Here is a 21,082-nt window from a genome sequence, read left to right on the forward strand (position 1 = left end):
GAGCGCATGAGCACCGCGCCGCTGGTCCGCATCAGCCACGTCGCCAAGTCCTACCGGCGCGGCATGCAGACCGTGCCCGTGCTGACCGATATCTCGCTCGATATCGGCGAGGGCGACTTCGTCGCGCTGATGGGCCCGTCCGGCTCCGGCAAGAGCACGCTGCTGAACCTGATCGCCGGCATCGACCGCCCCGACAGCGGCACGCTGCAGGTGGGCGGGCTCGATATCACGCAGCTGCCCGAGGCCGCGCTGGCGGACTGGCGCGCGGCCAACGTCGGCTTTATCTTCCAGTTCTACAACCTGATGCCGGTGCTGACCGCGTTCGAGAACGTGGAGCTGCCGCTGATGCTGACCAGCCTGCCGCGCGCGGAACGGCGCGCGCGCGTGGAGCTGGTGCTGGACATGGTCAACCTGGCCGACCGCATGAGCCACTACCCGTCCGAGCTGTCGGGCGGGCAGCAGCAGCGCGTGGCGATCGCGCGGGCGCTGATCACCGACCCGTCGCTGATCGTCGCCGACGAGCCCACCGGCGACCTCGACCGCACCTCTGCCGCGGAAATCCTGGCGATGATGCAGCGCCTGAACGCGGAACTCGGCAAGACCATCATCATGGTCACGCACGATGCCCATGCCGCGGCCGCGGCGGGCTCGCTGGTGCACCTCGATAAGGGCGAGCTGATCCGCGGCGAGGTGGCCTGATCCGTCATGTACGCGCTCAAGCTGATCACTCGCAACGCACTGCGGCACAAGCTGCGCACCGCGCTGACCGTGCTGGGGCTGGTGATCGCGGTGCTGGCGTTCGGGCTGCTGCAGACCGTGATCGATGCGTGGTACGCCGGCGCGTCGGCCGCGTCCAGCGCGCGGCTGGTGACGCGCAATGCGATCTCGCTGGTGTTCCCGCTGCCGCTCAGCTACGAGGGCCGCATCCGCGGCGTCGACGGCGTGACCGCGGTGGCGCGCTCCAACTGGTTCGGCGGCGTCTATCGCGACCGCAAGAATTTCTTCGCGCAGTTCGCAGTGTCGGACAACTATCTCGATCTCTACCCGGAATTCATCGTTCCCGAACAGCAGCGTGCCGAATACCAGCGCGACCGCAAAGGGGCGCTGGTCGGCCGCCAGCTGGCCGACCAGTTCGGCTTCAGGATCGGCGACGTGATCCCGATCAAGGGCACCATCTACCCCGGCACCTGGGAGTTCGTGGTGCGCGGCATCATGGACGGCCGCGACGAAAGCATCATCACGAAGCAGATGGTGTTCCACTGGGAATACCTGAACGAGACCATCCGCAAGAAGTCGCCGCGGCAGGCCGACCAGGTCGGGGTCTATGTGCTGGGCGTCGACAATCCCGACAACACCGCGGCGATCTCGCGCAATGTCGATGCCGTGTTCCGCAACTCGCTGGCCGAGACGCTGACCGAGACCGAGCAGGCGTTCCAGCTCGGCTTCGTCGCCATGTCGAACCAGATCATCGCGGCGATCCGCGTGGTCTCCTACGTGGTGATCGTGATCATCATGGCGGTGATGGCCAATGCGATGGCGATGAGTGCGCGCGAGCGCACCGCGGAATACGCCACGCTCAAGGCGCTGGGCTTCGGACCAGGATTCCTGGCGCTGCTGGTGTTCGGCGAGTCGCTGGCGATCTGCGTGGCGGGCGGCGCGCTCGGCATGCTGGCTACGCCGCCGATGGCGGCGGCGTTCAAGCAGGCGGTGGGCGGCGTATTCCCGGTGTTTACAGTGTCGCAGGAAACGATGCGCGCGCAGGCCGCGTGCGCGCTGGCGGTCGGCATCGCCGCCGGCATCGTGCCCGCGGTACAGGCCGCGCGGGTGCGCATCGTCGAAGGCCTGCGGGCAATCGGCTGACGCGTTCGACCATGGCGATCCCGCTCACCTATATCGCGCGCAACCTGTGGGCCCGGCGGCTGACCACCGCGCTGACCGCGGGCGGGCTGGCTTTGGTGGTCTTTGTCTTCGCCACCATGCTGATGCTGGATGCCGGCCTGAAGAAGACGCTGGTCACCACCGGCGAGCGCGACAACGTGGTATTGATCCGCAAAGGCGCCGAGACCGAAATCCAGAGCGCCGTCGAGCGCGGCCAGGCCGGCATCATGGAAATGCACCCGGCGGTGGCCATGACCGGCGCCGGCCAGCCGATGGCCTCGCGCGAGGCCGTGGTGCTGATCTCGCTGACCAAGTCCAGCACCGGGCAGCCCTCCAACGTGGTGATCCGCGGCATCTCGCCGCTGGGCATGGACCTGCGTCCGCAGGTCAGGCTCGTGGCGGGGCGCATGTTCCGTCCGGGCTCGGCTGAAATCATTGTCGGCAGCAGCATTGCCGACGGCTTTGCCGGCGTGCAGATCGGCGAACACCTGCGCTTCGCCCAGCGCGAGTGGACTGTGGTGGGCCACTTCGACGCCGGCGGCAGCGGTTTCGACTCGGAGATCTGGGGCGATGTCGACCAGCTGATGCAGTCGTTCCGGCGCAATGCGTATTCGTCGATGGTGGTGCGGCTGGCCAACCCCACGCTGTTCGAGCGCTTTCGCGCCGATATCGACGTGGATCCACGCCTTGCCGACGAGGCCAAGCGCGAGCAGGTCTTCTATAGCGACCAGTCCAGAGCGCTGTCCAAATTCATCAATATCCTGGGCTTTACGCTGTCCACGATTTTTTCGATTGCGGCAATGATCGGCGCCATGATCACCATGTACGCGTCGGTGGCCAACCGCGTGGCCGAGATCGGCACGCTGCGCGCGCTGGGATTCAAGCGTGCCAACGTGCTGGTGGCTTTCCTGATCGAGGCGGCATTGCTCGGACTGGTGGGTGGCGTGGCCGGGCTGGCGTTTGCGGCGCTGATGCAATTCGCGTCGTTCTCGACGACCAATTTCCAGACGTTTGCCGATCTGTCGTTCCGCTTCATCCTGACGCCTGGCATTGCGCTGCAGACGCTCGGGTTCGCGATGGCAATGGGGCTGGTGGGCGGCTTCCTGCCGGCGGTGCGGGCGGCGAGGATGAATATCGTGGATGCGCTGCGGGCGCGTTGAGCGGCTCGCTCGCTGCCGGCTCCCCTCTCCCAATGAGGGAAAGGGAGAACACCTTGCTTAGCCCGGCTCGGGCGGCTTGGGTGCACCAACACCGTTGGCTTCGCTACAGGTCTCCAAGAGCCCCGATCCTTTCCTTGCCTTCTCCCCACTGTCCGTCTACAACCCGTAGTGATGCATGCTACTCGCCAGGCCTCGCTGGCGGCCAGTGCGCACCGGCACGGCCAGCGGCGCCCCACCGCAGGACTTACCGCCAGGACGCCCCCGATGAATCTCGACCTGCTGGCTTCATTGCTGACTGCCGTGGTGGTGCTGCTGATCGGCACCCTGGTCAACCGCAGCGTCGGCATCCTGTCGCGCTACAACATCCCCGACCCCGTCACCGGCGGGCTGTTGTTCGCCATCGTCGCGTCGGTGGCAGCGGCGGCGGCGAATTTCCGCGTGGTCATCGATCCCGGCATGAAGCCGGTGCTGCTGCTGATGTTCTTCGGCGGCGTCGGCCTTGGCGCCGACCTGCGCATGCTCAAGCGGGGCGGCAGGGCGCTGGTGATCTTCCTGATCATCCTGCTGCCCTATATCGTGGTGCAGAACGCCGTCGGCGTGGCCATGGCCAGGACGCTCGACCTGCACCCGATCTTCGGGCTGGTGAGCGGCTCCATCACGCTGGTGGGCGGCCATGGCACCGGGGCCGCCTATGCCGAGCGCTTCGCCGAGGTCAACAACCTGCAGGCGGTGATGGACCTGTCGATGACGGTGGCGACCATCGGCCTGGTCGTCGGCGGCATCATCGGCGGTCCCGTGGCGCAGTACCTGATCTCGCGCTACAAGCTGCGCTCGACCGCGCGCGAGGTCGGCGACACCGAGGAGGAAGCCGCCGCCGCGTCGCCGATCACCACGGTCGGCGCGCTCGCCGCGCTGGCCGGCATGCTGGCCGCCGTGATCGGCGGGCGCTGGATCGCGGCGCAGATGCCGGCGGGCCCGATCACCATCCCCGGCTTCCTGTGGTGCATGATGCTCGGCATCGCGATCCGCAACCTGCTGCCATTCATCGGCCTGCGCTTCGACGACCGCGCCACCGACCTGATCACCAACGTCTGCCTGTCGCTGTTCCTGGTGATGACCATGATGGCGCTGGACCTGGCCGAGGTGGCGCTGTCGGCCGGCCCGTTCCTGCTGATCATCGCGATGCAGGTCGTGTTCATCATCCTCTACGTGGTGTTCGTCTGCTTCCGCTTCATGGGCGGCGACTACGAGGCGGCGGTCACCTCGGCCGCGTTCATCGGCTTCAACATGGGTTCCACGGCGACCGCCATGGCCAACATGCGCGCGATCACCGCGCGCTACGGGCCGGCGCCCACCAGCTACCTGATCACGCCGCTGGCCGGCGCGTTCTTTGTCGACCTGATGAACGCGTTCGTGCTGACCATGTTGCTGGCCTTGCCGCTGATCGGAGGCTGACATGCGCCGCGCCTGCCTTGCCTTCCTTTTTGCGCTGCTGGCCAGCCTGTGGCTGGGCGGCTGCGGCGGCGGCCCGAACGCCGACGGCATCCGCGCCAATCTCAACGAGCGCCTGGCGCAGGCGCTGCCGCCGGGCACCGTGCAACTGGTCGACGTCGACCGGCGCGGCTCGCAGTCCGATACCAAGGCACCGGCCGGCGAAACCCGGCGCGTGGTGTACTTCGATGCGGAACTGAAGCTGCTGCGCGACTACGACTTCGGCGCGTGGGATTCGCCCGGCGTGGCCGGGTTGATCTCGGCGCTGGGCGCGGGGCCGCGCGGGATCACCGGGATCACCAGCGGCGGCAACAAGGCGGGCGACGTGCTGCGCGCGCACGGCACCGCACTGTACCGGCGCGACGGCGAGCGCTGGGTCAGCGTGCAGCCCGCCGGCTATCGCCCCGCCGAGGCGCCGGCCGTGGCCACCAACGCGCCCACTGGTCCGGCGGCGATCCTGGATGCGATGCGCAAGGTGGTCGAGGCGGTGCAGAAGGACGCCTCGCCGGCGCAGCGCGCGGTGATCGAGCAGGAACTGACCACCGCGCACGCCAATATCCGCGCCCGGCTGGCACGCGTGGACGAGGGCTACGCCATTGCCGCCGGCGCCGAGCATGGCCAGTACCTGCGCTTCGTGCGCGCGCTGGTGGACGGCGCGCGCGTGCGCGCCATCGCGCTGGTCACTCGCGGCGGCGAAGAGAACCTGCGCCTGCTGCGCGCCGGCAAGGTCTCGGCGGCCATGGCGCAGGGCGATGCCGCGCTCGATGCCTACGAGGGCAAGGGCGCCTTTGCCGAAGACGGGCCGCACGCGTCGCTGCGCGCCGTCGGCAGCCTGTACCCGGAACCGGTGCACGTGCTCGTGCGCGACGGCGATCCGGCACGCTCGGTGTCCGACCTGCGCGGCAAGCGCATTGCGGTGGGCGAAAGCGGCTCGGCCTCGCGCGGCACGGTGCTGCGCGTGCTGGCCGCACACGGGCTGACCGGGAAGGATTTCAAGGCCGAGGAAGTGGGCCTGGGCGCGGCGCTGGTGGCACTGCGCCAGAACCAGGTGGATGCCGTGATGCAGGTGATCGGCGTGCCGTCCGACAGCATCCGCGATGCGCTGAGCGAACTGCCGTTGCGACTGCTGCCACTGGACGAGCGCGCTATCGCGGCGATGGTCGGGCAGAAGGCGGGGTATTTCCGCGCCAGCATCGCACCCGGCACGTACCCCGGCCTGCGCGAGCCGGTGCGCACCGTCGCCACCGCGGCGATCCTGGTGACCGGACCCGACCTGTCGGATACCGAGGTGGCCGACCTGACGCGGCTGGTGTACCGGCATGGCCGCGACTTCGTCGCGCGCGGCAGCGCCCAGGGCGGGCAGATCAACGTGGCCACGGCGCGCGAAGGGCTGGTGATTCCGCAGCACCTGGCGGCAGCAAAGGTGCTGGACGGCCTGGCGGCGGGCACGCCGGCGCAGCGGTCCGGAGGACCGGCCACTCAGGCACCGGCACCCGCGTCGGCACCGGCTGCCACCGCATCCAGGCCGGCCGCCCGCTAACCCCGTAAGCCGCCGCTCGCGCTACCCTGCCGCCGGCAACTCCGCCGCCAGCCGGCAGCGCCGGTCGAGAAAATCGCTCGCGTGGCCATTGCTGCCACCCGCCGCGTGGACCGGCTGGTCCACCAGGAAGAAGCCAGGGCGGCCTTGCCGGTCCTGGCCATAGGTCAGGAATATGCCCCGGTCGGGCGGCGGCACCGCAGCGGCGCTGGCGCCGGGATCGTCAGCCCTGCCCCCGACCAGCGCGAACGGGTCGGCCGACAGGACCGGCGTGGCAGCCGGGATAAACCTGGCCCGCACCGGCTTGCCGTCGAATCGCAGCGAAGTCCACTCGGTGCCGATCGGCCCGCTCGCGCCATTGACGAAGGCGCGCGCCGCGGCGCTGATGCAATCGAGATGGATATGGAGCTGGTCCTGGCTGCGCGAGGTGCGGGAATTGACCGCCAGCCCCAGCATGTCGTCCGGCACGGGCTTGCCCAGCGCCTGCCCGACCATGCCGCGCTCGTCCCAGCCGAAGGCCCAGGCGTTGGCACCGGTGCCGTCCCACGCCTTGCGATCCTCCACGCCCGTCACTGTCCGTGCCGGGATCACCAGGTAGTGCGACACGCCGATCGCGTCCTTGTACAGCACCAGCCCGCGGGCTCGGTCGACGCTGGCGCAATCGGCATGCTGCGGCTGCGGCGGCGCCAGGCAGCGCTGCTGCACGTTGCGCCACAGGCCATCGCGCCCGCCGGACAGGACGCCGACCACGTTCTCGGCGGTGCAGCCCGCCAGCATCATTGCCGCCGCCAACGCCAGCGCGCCGCGCCGGCGTGCCGGGGTCAGCGCCGGCATGGAATGCCGTAGTACGTCCCTACCCGCGGGTTGGACACGATATAGGCGTGGCGCTGGGCCCAGAACTGGGCGTCGCGGAAGACCTCGGCCTCGCGTTCGCTCCAGGGTGTGGCCAGCAGCGGCAGGGCTTCGGCGTCGGTGGTCGGGTAGACCTGGGCCTGGTAGCGGGCCGTCTGCAGCGCGCCCGTACGGATGGTACGGATCGTGACGTGGAGTGTCATAGGCAGCTTCTCGTCATGAGGACGCCAAATCATAACCACATTCCTGTGTTGCTTTGATGACTGCGGCTGTAACTTGCTGTCAGGAAGCCGCACCGGCCACGACCAACCGATGTCCCCTCGCCGGAAACCGGAGCCAGACATGATGGTCAAGTCACCTCGAAAGATCGCAATCCTCGCGCTGACGCATCTCGCCATGCTGGCGGCCGGCTTCGCGGCCGGGATCTATGTGCTGCCGATCCTGACCGAGCAGGCGGGGGCGAGTATCGGGCAGTTACAGGAGGTGTCGCGGCAGGCGGCCTTTACCGGCGCCTTCCGCAAGGACCTGGCCGGCAGTGACGCATTCCACTGGGCCAGCGGACGGCTGCATGTGTCGACCCGCGCCATTGCCTTCGAAGGCAGCGTGGCGCCGGGACCGGACTACCGGATCTACCTGGTGCCGGAGTTCGTCGACACCAAGGCCGCTTTCCTTGCGATCAAGGACCGCGCGGTGCAGGTTGCGCCGTTGAAGACTTTCGGCAATTTCACCGTCGCGTTGCCGGATGGCGTCGATCCGGGCCAGCACCGTGCGGTGGTGATCTGGTGCGAGCGGTTCGGGCAGTTCATCAGTGCCGCGGCCTACCGGTAGGCCGCGCAAGAAAAAAAGGGCCGATCGAGGAACCGGCCCAACGAACCCCGCACAGGCAAGGTGTCGATATGAACATCACGCGCCCGCCCGTGCGCGGCGCCGGAGCGCCATCGCGGGCGGGCATCAGGCGGCGGTGATCAGAAGCGGTGACGCATGCCGATGGTGGCGCCGGTCTGGTTCTCGCCCGCGACCACGGTGCCCACGCCATTCAGGCCCAGGGCCGAGCCGTTCTTGTTCTTGGCGTAGCCCACGTTCAGGTACACGTCGGTGCGCTTGGACAGCGAATAGTCCGCCGACAGCACGAACATCCACGGATCGGCATCGCTGCTGCGGGTGTCGTTGTAGTAGGCGGCGCCGGTCACCAGGAAGGCGGGCGTGAAGCGGTACTGCGCGCCAGCCCAGTAGACGTTGCTGCGGGTCGCGGCGGCGGTGGCGCTGGAGACGCCATCGTCCTTCAGCCAGCGGTAGCCGGCGAACACCTTGGCGTCGCCGAAGGCATAGGCGGTGCCCACCGCGGCGCGCTTGGCGCTGCGGTCCTGCAGCGCCACGGTGGCGCCCTGGTACTGGTCGTAGGCGGCACCGACCGAGAAGCCGCCGGCGGCATATGACAGCCCGCCGCCGAAGTTGCGCGCGACCTTGGGTTCGCCCGGCACTTCGCCGTTGTTGTCGCGGCCGAAGCTGTAGAAGCCGGTGGCGGTCAGGCCACCGAACTTGCCGGTGTACTTGATGGTGTTGTCGGCGCGGCCGTTGAAGGCCGAGTCGACGCTGTTGAGCGAGTAGCGCGGGCCCACGCCCATCGGGTCGAAGGCGCCGAACAGGTCGTACAGCGCGTTCTGCTGGCGGCCCAGCGTGACGGCGCCGAAGCCGCCCTGCAGGCCCACGTAGGCCTGGCGGCCGAACAGGCGGTTGCCCTGGCCTGAGGTGCCGGTATCGATATCGAAACCGCTTTCCAGCACGAAGATACCCTTCAGGCCGTCGCCCAGGTCTTCGGTGCCGCGCACGCCCCAGCGCGAGCCGGACAGGTTGCCCGAGTTCAGGCGGGTGGCCGTGCCCTGGGCACCGTTGGTGCCGGGCACGTGGCTGATGACTTCGAGGCCGGCATCGGCGATGCCGTACAGCGTTATGTTCGATGCGGACTGGGCCGAGGCCACCCCGGATACCGCGGTAGCGGCCACTGCTGCCGCCATTGCAAGGAGAGCTTTCTTCACTGTGATTTCTCTGTTTTATGGTGATTCCATGACACCGCGCCGGACCGACCGGGACCGGTCGGCCATCCTGGCCTGAGCTGGCTGGCCGCGCAGGACCCGGCGGCGGCGCACGTCCGCACAAGTGCGGCCGGCGCATTGTGCTGGCGCAATATGAAAGCGTTGTGACGAGTAGTACGCAGCACAAAGTGCCGAATAGCACTCGCATGGGGGTTTTCCCTGCAACCGACGGGATCGTTTTGGTAGGATGCAGGCTTTTCCGACGACGGTAATGCCAGTGCTCCTTGCCGCCATGTGCCCTTGCCTCGACAGCTTCGCGTCATGAAGCTGGCAGAGATCAAGACCCGGCTAGCCTCGCTGCAGGCTCCGCTCCCCGCCTCGATCCAGCAACGCCTTTCCGGCCTGTGCGCGCGCAGCGCGCGCCTGGGCCTGACCCGGCCCGGCTCGCTGCGCCCCACGCGACGTGGCGTGCTGGTGGGCATGGCCGCGGTGCCGGCAGCCTTGCTGCTGTACGTGCTGGTGCTGGTGCCGTTCACGCCGGGCATCAGCGACATCCGCAAGGCCAAGTCCGAGCAGCCGGCGCAGGTGCTGTCGGCCGACGGCAAGGAGCTGGCGCTCTTCAAGTGGGCCAACCGCGACTGGGTGCCGCTGAAGCAGATCTCTCCCAACGTGGTGGCGGCGCTGATCTCGACCGAAGACCACCGCTTCTATGAGCACCACGGGCTCGACTGGCGCCGCCTTGCCTCGGCCGCGGTGCATACCTTCTCGGGCGACCGCCAGGGCGGCTCGACCATCACTCAGCAGCTGGCGCGCAACCTCTATCCCGACGAGATCGGCCGCGCGCCCACGCTGACGCGCAAGCTCAAGGAAGCGATCACCGCGTTCAAGATCGAGGCCCTGTACACCAAGGACGAAATCCTCGAGACCTACCTGAACACGGTGCCGTTCCTGTACAACGCGTTCGGCATCGAGATGGCCGCGCGCACGTACTTCGACAAGCCGGCGCGCTCGCTCGATGTGCTGCAGAGCGCCACGCTGATCGGCATGCTCAAGGGCAACAGCTACTACAACCCGGTGCTGAACCCCGAGCGCGCGCTGGACCGGCGCAATATCGTGCTGGGGCAGATGGTCAAGCGCGGCAAGCTCGACGCGGCCCGCTACGAGCAGCTCAAGCGCCGGCCGCTGCGTATCGACTTCGAGCGCCAGACCGAGCCGCCCGGCCCCGCGCCGCATTTCGCGCAGCAGCTGCGCAAGTGGCTGATCGGCTGGGCCGACCGCAACGGCTACGACATCTACGCCGACGGCCTGGTGGTGCGCACCACCATCGACGCGCGCCTGCAGGCCATGGCCACGCAGGCGGTGGCGCAGCAAGGCAACCGCCTGCAGGCGATCGCCAACGCGGCCTGGGCGCCGCGCGCGGGCTGGGCCGCGGACCGCGCGCTGGTGCAGGCCTTCGTGCGCGAGTCGCCGGAATACCGTGCCGCCACCGCCGCCGGCACGCCGTCCGAAGACGCGATGAAGCAGCTGCTGGCCAATGGCGCCTTCATGCGCGCGCTGCACCAGCAGAAGACGCGGATCCAGGCGGGCTTTCTCGCCATCGATCCGCGCAACGGCGAGATCCGCGCCTGGGTCGGCAGCCGCGACTACACGCAGGACGCCTTCGACCACGTGCAGCAGGCGCGCCGCCAGCCGGGCTCGACCTTCAAGCCCTTCGTCTACGGCGCGGCGTTCGAGGAAGGCAAGTCGCCCGACGACACGCTGATGGACCAGCCGGTCGAGATCGAGCTGGCCGGCGGCGAGATCTGGCGCCCGTCCGACGAGGGCCGCCCCACCGGGCGCGCGATGAGCCTGCGCGACGGCCTGGTCTATTCGCGCAACACCATCACCGCGCAGCTGATGCAGCAGGTCGGCCCGGCGCGCGTGGCGCGGCTGGCGCGCGAGATGGGCGTGCGCGAAAGCCGGCTCGACGAGGTGCCGTCGCTGGCGCTGGGCACCAGCCCGGTCACGCTCAAGGAGATGGTGGCCGCCTACGGCACCATCGCCAACGCCGGCAACTACATCGCGCCGACCATGGTCACGCGGATCGAAGACCGCAACGGCAATGTGCTGCAGGTATTCCGCCCGGCGCGCGCCGAGCACGCCCTGCCCCACGCCACCACGCAGACCCTGCTCGACGTGATGCGCGACGTGATCGACCGCGGCACCGGCGCCGGCATCCGCTCGCGCTTCGGCATCCGCGCCGACGTGGCCGGCAAGACCGGCACCACGCAGGACAACGCCGACGGCTGGTTCATCATGATGCACCCGGAGCTGGTCGCCGGCGCCTGGGTCGGCTTCAACGACAGCCGCGTCACGCTGCGCAGCGACTACTGGGGCCAGGGCGCGCACAGCGCGCTGCCGATGGTCGGCGACTTCTACCAGCGCGCCCTGCGCGGCCGCATCATCGACGGTAGCGCCCGCTTTGCCGAGTACGAGGAAACCCATGTGTTCGCCTCGCTCGGCAACCAGGTGCGCGGCTGGTGGGCCCAGTTGTTCAGCCGCGACAAGGCCAACGACGCCACCGCGCCGCGCCCGGCGCCGCGCCGTCCGGCGCTGCCGGCGCCCGAGGCGGATGTGGCGCCGCCGGCGAGCACGCCGATGGCGTCGGCCTCAGCGCCGGGGAGCGGTGGGGGCAGTGGCGGGGAAGAGTCCAGCCTGGCGCTGGATCAGGGGGAAACAGTGATGGCGGTGCCGCCGGGTTTTGAGGCAAGTCCAGCGCAGGCACCAGCGGCATCGCAGGCACCGGTCACGCCCGCGACGCCGCCTGCCCCGCCGCCCGATCCAGCAGGCTCCAATGCGCCTGCGGCGCCTGCGTATCCGGCCGGGCGGCCGGCGCCGGCTGCGCCCGTACCCGCAGCGCCAATACCGCCGGCACCGGTGACGCCGGAAAGCAATAACCAGAGCAGCGTCGCGCCCGGCTAAAGCAGGCACTGGCGGGCTTACGCCATCCAGTTCTCGCAGCGCAGTCCGTTCACGCGGGAAAATTCACCCATGTTGTCGGTGACCAAAACAGCCCCAAGCGAGAGCGCATGCGCGGCAATCAGCATGTCATTGGCTCCGATGACTGTGCCCTTGCGCTCCAGTGCTGCACGCAACTCGCCGTAGCAGTGATCCGCGTCACCGCCGAGGGGCAGGACGCGCAGGCCGGCCAGTGCCTGGCCGACACGCTGGCTGAGCGCCGATGAGCCCTTCTTTGCTGCGCCGAAGCGCAATTCGGCCGCGACGATGATCGATGTGCAGAGACTATCGGGGTCGGTCGCTTCGATCCGGGCCGCGCAAGCCCCACGAGTATTGCGAATGGCGTCGGAAATGATATTGGTGTCGAGCAGGAACAAGGCCATCAGAGATTGACGTCCTCGGCTGGCAAGTCGTCGATCGTCGGCCAATCGTCGTCGATCGGCTCCCATTGCGACAGCAGCGCCCGCAACGGCGTGGCCGCGACCGGCTCAATGATGAGGTGGTTGCCTTCGCGGCGAAGAATGGCCTCGTCCCCGGGCAGCTCGAACTCGCGCGGGATGCGGATTGCCTGGTTGCGACCGTTGCGGAACAGCCTGACATGGCGGATTTCGTCGGTTGTCGTCATGGAACCTCCTTCGCATATGCCAAAGCATATGCCAAATGCCGGGGTACTGCAATGAGAGCCGGCTCAAATCGCCGCAGTGCCTCGTCGACGACTCAAATCAGTCCCAGATCACCGGCCCGCCCCCCTGGAAACACCTGTTCCAGCCGCCCCGCATCCAAGCCGTACAACCGCTGGAGCAGCCCGCCCAGCACCGCCCGATACTCATTGCGCACCGGCCAGTCCCGGTCCTGGTTCAGCGCCGCGCGCTCCACCGCGACCTGCTCGCCCGCGATGCGCCCGCCGCGCACCGCGCCGCCGGCCACCCAATAGACGGTGCCATGGCCATGGTCGGTGCCGCGGGTGCCGTTCTCGCGGAACGTGCGGCCGAACTCCGACAGCACCACCACCGTGGTATTGCCCCACGCCGGCCCCATACCGTCGGCGAAGGCCGACAGGCCGCGGCCGAGGTTGTCGAGCAGGCTGGCGAGCTGGCCCTGCGCCGCGCCCTGGTTGACGTGGGTATCCCAGCCGCCGACGTCGATAAAGCCGAGGTTGAAGCGCTCGCGCATCAGCCCCGCCATGCGCCGCGCCTCGATTTCGAAGCCGCGCGCGCTGAGCGAGCGGCGGTTGGCGGCCTGCATCTCCTGCTGGCGCGCGGCCATGTTGCTGCCACCTGCCATGTCCCCTGCGGCCGCCTCGGCCTGTCGCGCAACCGCCTGGCGCAGCTCGAAGCCTTCGTCGATCAGCGACTCGAAGCGCGTGCCGCGGTACATCTGCGCCAGCATTTGTTCCTGGCGCGCGTCGAACGGGGTGCGGCCGCTGCCCTTGAGCGAGACGTTGGGCACGCCGCGCGGCCCCGCCAGCACCAGTGGCAGGCCATCGGTGAAGGCCACCGGCGCGGCCTGGCCGCCCATCGCCTGCGCCAGGCGGTTGAGAAAGCCGCTGCCGCGCAGCGCGGCGAGCTGGCTGCGACTGTGGTCGCGTGGATCGTCGCCCGCGCCCGGCAGCCCTGCCTCGATGGTGTCCTGCGTCTCGAAGTGGCTGCGCGACAAGTCATGCGTGCCGGCAAACGGCACGAAGGCCAGCTGCCCGCGCTGCCACAGCGGCAGCATGGCCGGCGCCAGTGCCGGGTGCATCGCCCAGCCGCCGATGCCGCGCGCGGCGCTGTCGGCGGCAAAGGCCGGCGCCAGCGCGACCGCGGCGCCGGGGTCGGGGTCCGCTCCGGCGGCGGGCGGTCGCCGGATCGCGATATTGGGGCGCGCCGCGTAATAGAAGTCGCTGCCGGCCGGCACCAGCACGCTGGCGGCGTCATAGCCGCCGCGCAGGAACACCAGCAGGAAGCGGGCGTCGGCCTGCGCCGGCAGCGCGCAGACGCGCGACACCGTGGCGGGCAGCGCCCACGCCAGCGCGGTGGCGCCCATCGTGCCGAGCCATTGTCTGCGGCGCATGGCGAGCTCCTTCCTTTCCCGTGCGCGTCAGCGCTGCATCCATTCGGGCGAGCTGAGCAGCACGGTATTCCACTCCGCCTGCGAGGCCGCCTGCGCCAGCGCCGCGCGCGTTGCCGGGCCAAGCGTGGCTTCGATGCCGTCGTAGTAGAGCTTGTTGCCGATCACCGGGAAGCGCGCGCCGCGCGGCGTGCCCGCATCGCCGGCGAACAATCCGGCCGGTCCCGAGCCGATTGCGCGCGCAATCTCGAAGCGCCGCACCATCTGCCCGGAACTGGCCCAGGCGCTCTCCGCCGCGGGATAGCCGTCGGGTGTCACATGGCCATACAGCGGCTGGCCCAGCTGGTTCAGCCAGTTCAGCACCGGGCGCAGGTTGGCGACCGGCCGGCCTTCGTAGGCCAGCCGCAGCGACGACACCACGTAGACCACCGGATCCTTGAACTTGCGCGGGGAAGAAGCCGGCAGCCGGTCCAGCTCGGGCGCCAGCAGCATGGTGCGCAGCACCGCGGCGATATTGCCATCGGTGCGCGCGAAGGTCTGGGCCATGCGGTCGACCAGTGCGGGCGGCGGGTTGTCGGCGATGAAATAAGCGGCCAGCCTGGCACTGATAAATCGCGCCGTGGCCGGCTCGCGCGACAGGATCGCCACCGCGCGCTCGACCTCGGCAAACCCGGCCGGCTCGATGCGCTGGCCCAGCAGCGTCTTGGCGCCGAAGTCATGCCGCGCCGGATTGAACTCGAACGCGCCGTCGCTGCGGTACAGCGCCGCGCGCGCGGGCGGCAGCCGCGGCGGCGTGCCGCGCAGGTTGACGCCTACGCCGGTCAGCACGCGCGCCAGTTCCTGCACGTCTTGCTGGGTGTAGCGCGAGCCGCTGGGGCCGCCCGCCACGCCCAGCGTATGCAACTCCATCAGCTCGCGCGCGTAGTTCTCGTTGATGCGGTTGGCGCTGCTTTGCGCGTTGTCGAGGTAGAGCAGCATCGCCGGCGCGGTGACGGTGGCCATCAGCAGGTCCCGGAAGCGGCCCAGGGCATGGGGGCGGATCGCGCCTTCCTCATAGTCGGGCAGCAGCCAGCGCACCTGCCCCTTGCCCGAATAGACATTGAAGTGGTTCATCCAGAACCACGTCATCTGCTCGCGCAGTTGCGCCGGCGAGTACAGCGCCCGCAGCAGGTGGCGCCGCGCGGTATCGGCCACCAGCTCGCGGCCTTTTTCGTTCAGGGCCTGGCGGGCCTGCTGCTTGCTGTCTGCGTCGGCCAGCGCGTCGATGCGCTCGCGCGCCTGCCGCGCAGCCAGCAGCGGCGCGCCGGGGTCGCCTTGCAGGGCCGGCAGCGCGGCGATGGCGGCCCCAAGTTCGGGCGGATCCGCCAGCGGCATGGCGAGCTGGCGCTCCAGATAGTCTGTGCGTCCCAGTCGGCGCAGCTCGGCCAGGCTGGCCTGGTCGGCGCCGAAGCTGACGGTACTGAGCCAGCGCAGGTCGGTCGCGCTGTCGCTGCCGACGTCCGGCATCTGGGCACAGGCGCCTGCGCAGGCGGCCAGCACCACCGCTGCGCCGGCGCGCCAGGCGGCCAGCCGCCGCGGCATCCTGCCATGTCCCGCCTGTTGCGCCGCATCCATGCCCGCCTCCTTGTCATGCCCACTGTCAATGTTACGGGGCAAGCGCGTTTCCGTTGACATGTGCGCTTGGCGGGCGGCTGCCTTGCACGATCGGCAGCGCTGATCGGTACGTGCGCGCGGTAAGGTCGCGGCGACCGGCCCTATTGCCCGCTCATCTTCCTGCGGAATTCTTCGGCCGTGCCGATCTGCCGAAACAGGGGTCCGCCTGGCGCGAACCTGTCCGCGCTGGCCAGCGGCCCCACCACCACCGGCTCGAACCCCGCGTCGCGCACCAGCCGCGCCGCCACCTGCAGCGCCGCCTCGTCGTCACCGGCGATCGGCACGGCGATCAGGCCGCCGGGCCGGTGATGTTCATTGGCAAAGTTGGTCGCGCCCATGAAGTTGAACGCCCTCACCACGCGCGCGCCGCGCAGGTATTTCGCCGTGGTGATGCCAATGCCGTTGCGCTGCGCTTCGTCGGCAATCGCGCCGTCGCGCTGGGCGAAGGCATTGGTGGCATCCAGCACGATCTTGCCCGACCATGCCCCGGCATTCTCCTGGCTTAGCTGCGGCAAGGCGTTGTACGGGGTGGCGAGAAACAGCACGTCGGCAAAGGCGATTGCCTCGGCGACCGTTCCCGCCCGCGCCAGCGGGCCAAGGCCGTCGACCAGCGGCTTGAGCGCTTCAGGATGCCGCGACGAGAACAGGACCGGGTGCCCCGCCTTGACCCACAGGCCGCCGATGGTGCCGCCAATGCGCCCGGAGCCGATCACGCCGATGCGCCCCGGACCCGCGTCGCTGGCGGCAGCCGGCTTCCGGGCACAGGCGCTCAACGGCGGCAAGCTCAGCGCCACCATGGCCATTGCCCCCGTTCGCAGCATGCGGCGACGTTCGGGATTGAAGACATTGGCCGGCTCTTGCATCGCGCGCTCCCAGGATGATTGCTTGCCCGCGCGGCCACCATGCGCATCTCCTGCCGCACACCGGCCGCCCAACGAACTCTAGGCGAAAAAATGGCTTGCCGGGCCATCGCGCTTGGCACTGCCTGCGCGCTGGACTAGATTAGGTAGCATTTGCGCCACGCCACGAAGTCTGCGTTACAGCCGCCCGCGCGATGCGGCGCGAGAGGGGAAAGGGGAACCCCATGGCCCACGCCCGACCCCGTTGCCAGGCTTGCATCGAGCCACAGGCTTTTCCCGCCAATCCAGACAGTCACCGACGGCGAGGAGGAATCGCCATGCTCTCGAATCTGTTACGCCGTACGCCATGCAGCTTCGCGGCCGCCTTGCTTGCGCTGGCGTGCCCGCTCGTAGCCCACGCGGCGCAGGCCTACGTATCGACCGAAGGCGGCGGTATCGCAGTCATCGACCTGGAGCGGCTCGAAGCCGTCGCCAGTCTGCCGGCGGGTGGCAAGGGCCCGCGCGGGCTGGGCGTGACCGCCGATGGCAAATACCTGCTGGCGGCCAACAAGGACACCGGCGACGTGTCGGTGATCGAACTGGCCACCGGCCAGCCGGTCCGGCGCGTGCCGATCGGGCAGAACCCGGAGTTCGTGCGCATGGCGGGCGACCAGGCCTTCGTCACGTTCGAACCGGGCGAGCGCTCCGGCCCGCCCGGCGCCGCGCCGACGCCGCCTGCAAAGGGCAAGGGCACTGACGACAAGCCGCTGCCGGCTGAAATCGCCGTGATCGACCTGAAAGACTGGCGTGTGAGCCGGACCATCCGCAGCGGGCTGGAAACCGAAGGGATCGAGTTCTCGCGCGATGGCAAGCTGATGCTGGTCACCAACGAAGGCGACGACACCGTCACGGTCTACGAAAAAGCCAGCGGCAGGCAAGTGAAGCTGCTGCCGATGCCGGCCGGCTCGCGCCCGCGCGGGATCAAGGCAAGCCCCGACGGCGCCCGCTACGTGGTGACGCTGGAAAACACCAACGCCTTCGTGGTGCTCGACGCCACGGACTTCCGCGTGCAGCGCACCGTGCCGACGCGCACCGGTCCCTACGGCGTGGCGTTCGATCGCGCCGGCGCGCGGCTGTTCGTCGCCGCGTCGCGCGCCGACTCCCTGCAGGTGTTCGATGCGCAGACCTTCGCACTACTGACCGAGATCCCGGTCGGCAAGCGCTGCTGGCATTTCAGCTTCACGCCGGACGATGCGCGGCTGCTGGTGGCGTGCGGCCGCTCCAATGCGGTCCTGGTCTTCGACGCGCGCACCTACAAGCCGGTGAAGCAGTTCGACGGGCTGCCGCTGAGCTGGGGCATCGTGACCTTTCCGAAAAGCGTGGGTTCGATCGATTCGCCGTAAGCGGCGCGGCGTCATTTCACCGGCGCCGCCGCGGTAGGGCTGCCCGACAGGATCGACACCACGTTCTTCGCGCCAGCCTGCACCCTGCCCACCCCACAAGGCGCGCGCATGCTGCCGGGCCCAAACGGCGGCGTGGAATGGGCGCCCAACGCCGTGCAACGTACCGACACGGTGTTGCACAACAAGCAGTTACCACAGCAGGCATAGCAATTTTTCGTAAATTTTTACGGCAATTCAGCAACAAATTCCCCCGTGATCTTATTAACCTGCCCGCTATTTTCCGTTTGCGGCCAGGCCTCTTGTTGGACATTTCCTGACGGCGGCTGCCTCACCGGCGCACGCGGATTGCGCGGTGTGGCGTATTGCCGCCTCGGCGCAGGCCCGTAGCGAACGCGAAGATATGCTGCTCCCCGCCAGCCCCACAAGGGCCGGCGCGGCCATTCTGATCACACGGAGACAACGAGACATGAGTGCAAGCGCAGAGCATCTGCAACGCGGCCTGGGCGAACGCCACATCCGCCTGATGGCGCTGGGTTCGGCCATCGGCGTGGGCCTGTTCCTGGGCGCCGGCAACGCCATCAAGATGGCCGGCCCCGCCATCATGCTGGCCTACCTGATCGGCGGCGCGATGATCTTCCTGATCATGCGCGCGCTGGGCGAGATGGCCGTGCACAACCCCGTGGCCGGTTCCTTCTGCCGCTACGCGCAGGACCACATGGGCCCGCTGGCGGGCTACCTGACCGGCTGGAACTACTGGTTCCTGTGGCTGGTGACCTGCGTGGCGGAGATCACCGCGGTGGCCATCTACATGGGCATGTGGTTCCCCGACGTGCCGCGCTGGATCTGGGCGCTGGCCGCGCTGGCCGCGATGGGCTCGGTCAACCTGATGGCGGTCAAGGCCTACGGCGAGTTCGAGTTCTGGTTCGCCATGATCAAGATCGTCACCATCGTGCTGATGCTGTTCGGCGGCGGCGCGATGATTGTGTTCGGCTTCGGCAACGGCGGCGTCGCCACCGGCATCTCCAACCTGTGGGCGCATGGCGGCTTCATGCCCAATGGCGCCTCGGGCGTGCTGATGTCGCTGCAGATGGTGATGTTTGCCTACCTGGGCGTGGAGATGATCGGCCTGACCGCCGGCGAGGCGCGCAACCCGAAGAAGTCGATCCCGGACGCGATCAACTCGGTGTTCTGGCGCATCCTGATCTTCTACGTGGGCGCGCTGTTCGTGATCCTGTCGCTGTACCCGTGGAGCGAGATCGGCGCGCAGGGCAGCCCGTTCGTGCTGACCTTCGAGCGCCTGGGCATCAAGACCGCCGCCGGCATCATCAACTTCGTGGTGCTGACCGCGGCGCTGTCGTCGTGCAACGGCGGCATCTTCAGCACCGGGCGCATGCTGTACAACCTGGCGCTGCAGGGCCAGGCGCCGGCGGCCTTCGCCAGGGTAGACCGCAACGGCGTGCCGCGCCGCGCGCTGCTGGTGTCGATCGCCGCGCTGCTGTGCGGCGTGCTGCTCAACTACCTGGTGCCGGAAAAGGTGTTCGTCTGGGTGACCGCGATCTCCACCTTCGGCGCGGTCTGGACCTGGGCCATCATCCTGGTCACGCAGATCAACTTCCGCCGCGGCCTGTCGGCGGCCGAGCGCAAGGCGCTGGCCTTCCGCATGCCGTTCTGGCCGTATGGTTCATACATCGCGCTGGCGTTCCTGGCGCTGGTGGTGGCGCTGATGGCCTACTTCCCGGAAACGCGCGTGGCGCTGTACGTGGGCCCGGGCTGGCTGGTGCTGCTGACAATCTGCTACTACGCGCTGGACATGCGCTCGCGCGGGCCGGTCAGCTACCGCGCCTGAACGAGCGCGGGTGCGCGCGAGGTGCGCGTGACAGCGCGCCTCGCTACAATGGCCCCGGGCAATCCATTGCCAGGGGGCCGAATGTCCGAGACGCCTGACACCTGCGCCGCACCGCGCCAACCACGCCGCCTCGCCGCCAATGCCTGCCGGCGTGCCACTTGCTGAAATCGCCATGGATATCGCGCTGGCGCTGTCGCTGCTGACGCTGGCGATCTGGTGCGGGCTGCTGTGGCTGCGCGCCGGCTTCTGGCGCGTGCACAAGCCGGCCGCCGCACCGGCGCCGGCGCAATGGCCGGACGTGGTCGCCATCATCCCGGCCCGCAACGAGTCCGCGGTGATCGCGCGCGCGGTCGCAGGCGTGCTCGGCCAGCGCTATCCGGGGCAGCTCTCGCTGGTGGTGGTCGATGACCACAGCCAGGACGGCACCGCCGATCTCGCCCGCGCCGCTGCCGCGACGACCGCGCGTCCGCAAGCGCTTGCGGTGACCGGCGCGCGCGAGCTGCCGCCCGGCTGGAGCGGCAAGGTCTGGGCCCAGTCCGAGGGGCTGGCCGAAGCCGACCGCATCGCTGCGCGCGCCCGCTATGTCTGGCTGACCGATGCCGACATCTGGCATGGCCCCGGCGTGCTGGCATCGCTGGTGGCGCGCGCGGAGCACGAGCGGCGCGACCTGGTCTCGCTGATGGTGCGGCTGCGCTGCGAATCGGCGTGGGAGCGGCTGGTCGTGCCCGCGTTTGTCTTTTTCTTTGCCAAGCTCTACCCGTTCGCGCGCGTGCGCGACCCGCGCTCGCGCGTGGCCGCGGCGGCGGGCGGCTGCATGCTGGCCCGGCGCGCGGCGCTGGCGCGCATCGGCGGCTTTGCCGCGATCCGCGGCGAGCTGATCGACGACTGCAGCCTGGCGGCGCGCATCAAGCCCGGCGGCGCGATCCGGCTGGACCTGGCCGACGACAGCCTGTCGCTGCGTCCCTATGACGACTGGCGCAGCCTGTGGGACATGATCGCGCGCAGCGCCTATACGCAGCTGCGCTATTCGCCGCTGCTGCTGGCGGGCGCGGTGGCCGGCATGGCGCTGACCTACCTGGCGCCGCCGCTGCTGGCGCTGGCCGGCGGCTGGCGGCTGTGGCCGGCGTGGCTGGCATGGGGCGCGATGGCGTTTGCCTACCTGCCGATGCTGCGCGAGTACCGCCAGCCGGCATGGCTGGCGCCGCTGCTGCCGGTGACGGCGCTGTTCTACCTCGGCGCCACCATCGACTCGGCGCGGCGCTACTGGCTGCGCCGCGGCGGGCAGTGGAAGGGGCGGGCACAGGCGCCGGTGCGGTCCTGAGGCGCAGCACTCACCCGCTCACC

General features: G+C 69.2%; 18 protein-coding genes. 10 read left to right on the forward strand and 8 right to left on the reverse strand.

What is annotated here, in order from left to right; translation table 11 throughout:
• The first annotated feature begins 6 nt into the window (after positions 1 to 6).
• From E1J61_RS20490 to E1J61_RS20510, 5 genes are all read left to right on the forward strand, one after another.
• Positions 7 to 699 carry an ABC transporter ATP-binding protein gene (locus tag E1J61_RS20490; RefSeq protein ID WP_133095844.1) on the forward strand — a complete coding sequence of 231 codons (693 nt, stop codon included), beginning with the start codon at positions 7 to 9 and terminating at the stop codon, positions 697 to 699.
• Positions 700 to 705: 6 nt separating this feature from the next.
• The gene (locus E1J61_RS20495; RefSeq protein WP_133095845.1) at positions 706 to 1,860 is read left to right on the forward strand and encodes an ABC transporter permease; all 1,155 of its coding nucleotides are present in this window, start codon (positions 706 to 708) and stop codon (positions 1,858 to 1,860) included.
• 11 nt (positions 1,861 to 1,871) lie between these two features.
• Positions 1,872 to 3,038: an ABC transporter permease gene (locus E1J61_RS20500; RefSeq protein ID WP_133095846.1), complete on the forward strand. Its 1,167-nt coding sequence runs from the start codon at positions 1,872 to 1,874 to the stop codon at positions 3,036 to 3,038.
• A 264-nt stretch (positions 3,039 to 3,302) separates the two neighbouring features.
• Positions 3,303 to 4,493: a sodium/glutamate symporter gene (gene gltS, locus E1J61_RS20505; RefSeq protein WP_133095847.1), complete on the forward strand. Its 1,191-nt coding sequence runs from the start codon at positions 3,303 to 3,305 to the stop codon at positions 4,491 to 4,493.
• A gap of 1 nt (position 4,494) precedes the next feature.
• On the forward strand, positions 4,495 to 6,069 hold the full coding sequence (locus tag E1J61_RS20510; RefSeq protein WP_133095848.1) for a TAXI family TRAP transporter solute-binding subunit: 1,575 nt from the start codon (positions 4,495 to 4,497) through the stop codon (positions 6,067 to 6,069).
• 21 nt (positions 6,070 to 6,090) lie between these two features.
• Here the strand turns inward: E1J61_RS20510 and E1J61_RS20515 are convergent, their stop codons facing one another.
• Both E1J61_RS20515 and E1J61_RS20520 read right to left on the reverse strand, forming a co-directional pair.
• Positions 6,091 to 6,900 carry a CDP-diacylglycerol diphosphatase gene (locus tag E1J61_RS20515; RefSeq protein WP_133095849.1) on the reverse strand — a complete coding sequence of 270 codons (810 nt, stop codon included), beginning with the start codon at positions 6,898 to 6,900 and terminating at the stop codon, positions 6,091 to 6,093.
• The gene (locus tag E1J61_RS20520) at positions 6,888 to 7,121 is read right to left on the reverse strand and encodes a hypothetical protein (RefSeq protein WP_063237348.1); all 234 of its coding nucleotides are present in this window, start codon (positions 7,119 to 7,121) and stop codon (positions 6,888 to 6,890) included. Before E1J61_RS20520 ends, E1J61_RS20515 begins: the two co-directional genes overlap by 13 nt.
• Positions 7,122 to 7,260: 139 nt before the next feature.
• Here E1J61_RS20520 and E1J61_RS20525 point away from each other — a divergent pair, with 139 nt between their 5' ends.
• Positions 7,261 to 7,746: a DM13 domain-containing protein gene (locus E1J61_RS20525; protein ID WP_371704598.1), complete on the forward strand. Its 486-nt coding sequence runs from the start codon at positions 7,261 to 7,263 to the stop codon at positions 7,744 to 7,746.
• Between the two features lie 137 nt (positions 7,747 to 7,883).
• Here E1J61_RS20525 and E1J61_RS20530 read toward each other — a convergent pair whose 3' ends face one another.
• A complete protein-coding gene (locus tag E1J61_RS20530; RefSeq protein ID WP_133095850.1) occupies positions 7,884 to 8,954 on the reverse strand; it encodes a porin in 1,071 nt (356 codons plus the stop codon).
• A 318-nt stretch (positions 8,955 to 9,272) separates the two neighbouring features.
• Here E1J61_RS20530 and E1J61_RS20535 point away from each other — a divergent pair, with 318 nt between their 5' ends.
• Positions 9,273 to 11,912, forward strand: a complete 2,640-nt coding sequence (locus tag E1J61_RS20535) for a penicillin-binding protein 1A (protein WP_133095851.1) — start codon at positions 9,273 to 9,275, stop codon at positions 11,910 to 11,912.
• Between the two features lie 17 nt (positions 11,913 to 11,929).
• Here the strand turns inward: E1J61_RS20535 and E1J61_RS20540 are convergent, their stop codons facing one another.
• The 5 genes from E1J61_RS20540 to E1J61_RS20560 all read right to left on the reverse strand — a co-directional run bounded on the left by E1J61_RS20540 (position 11,930) and on the right by E1J61_RS20560 (position 16,513).
• Positions 11,930 to 12,331, reverse strand: coding sequence for a type II toxin-antitoxin system VapC family toxin (locus E1J61_RS20540; protein ID WP_133095852.1), 402 nt, complete (start codon positions 12,329 to 12,331; stop codon positions 11,930 to 11,932).
• Positions 12,331 to 12,573, reverse strand: a complete 243-nt coding sequence (locus tag E1J61_RS20545) for an antitoxin (protein WP_133095853.1) — start codon at positions 12,571 to 12,573, stop codon at positions 12,331 to 12,333. The genes E1J61_RS20540 and E1J61_RS20545 overlap by 1 nt, the downstream gene beginning before the upstream one ends.
• 92 nt (positions 12,574 to 12,665) lie before the next feature.
• Positions 12,666 to 14,000 (reverse strand): DUF1501 domain-containing protein, encoded by a 1,335-nt coding sequence (locus tag E1J61_RS20550; protein WP_133095854.1) that lies wholly within the window; start codon positions 13,998 to 14,000, stop codon positions 12,666 to 12,668.
• A 27-nt stretch (positions 14,001 to 14,027) separates the two neighbouring features.
• On the reverse strand, positions 14,028 to 15,578 hold the full coding sequence (locus E1J61_RS20555) for a DUF1800 domain-containing protein (RefSeq protein ID WP_371704658.1): 1,551 nt from the start codon (positions 15,576 to 15,578) through the stop codon (positions 14,028 to 14,030).
• A gap of 173 nt (positions 15,579 to 15,751) precedes the next feature.
• Positions 15,752 to 16,513, reverse strand: coding sequence for an NADPH-dependent F420 reductase (locus E1J61_RS20560; protein ID WP_133095856.1), 762 nt, complete (start codon positions 16,511 to 16,513; stop codon positions 15,752 to 15,754).
• 314 nt (positions 16,514 to 16,827) lie between these two features.
• On the opposite strand from E1J61_RS20560, the gene E1J61_RS20565 reads away from it, so the two are divergent.
• From E1J61_RS20565 to E1J61_RS20575, 3 genes are all read left to right on the forward strand, one after another.
• The gene (locus E1J61_RS20565) at positions 16,828 to 17,892 is read left to right on the forward strand and encodes a beta-propeller fold lactonase family protein (RefSeq protein WP_133095857.1); all 1,065 of its coding nucleotides are present in this window, start codon (positions 16,828 to 16,830) and stop codon (positions 17,890 to 17,892) included.
• Positions 17,893 to 18,358: 466 nt separating this feature from the next.
• A complete protein-coding gene (locus E1J61_RS20570; protein WP_133095858.1) occupies positions 18,359 to 19,738 on the forward strand; it encodes an amino acid permease in 1,380 nt (459 codons plus the stop codon).
• A gap of 172 nt (positions 19,739 to 19,910) precedes the next feature.
• Entirely contained in the window at positions 19,911 to 21,059 is a 1,149-nt protein-coding gene (locus tag E1J61_RS20575; protein ID WP_133095859.1) for a glycosyltransferase, read from the forward strand.
• Positions 21,060 to 21,082 lie beyond the last annotated feature (23 nt).

Origin of the sequence: Cupriavidus sp. L7L (assembly GCF_004353535.1) — a bacterium.
In the GTDB taxonomy this organism is placed as follows: Bacteria; Pseudomonadota; Gammaproteobacteria; order Burkholderiales; family Burkholderiaceae; genus Cupriavidus; species Cupriavidus oxalaticus_A.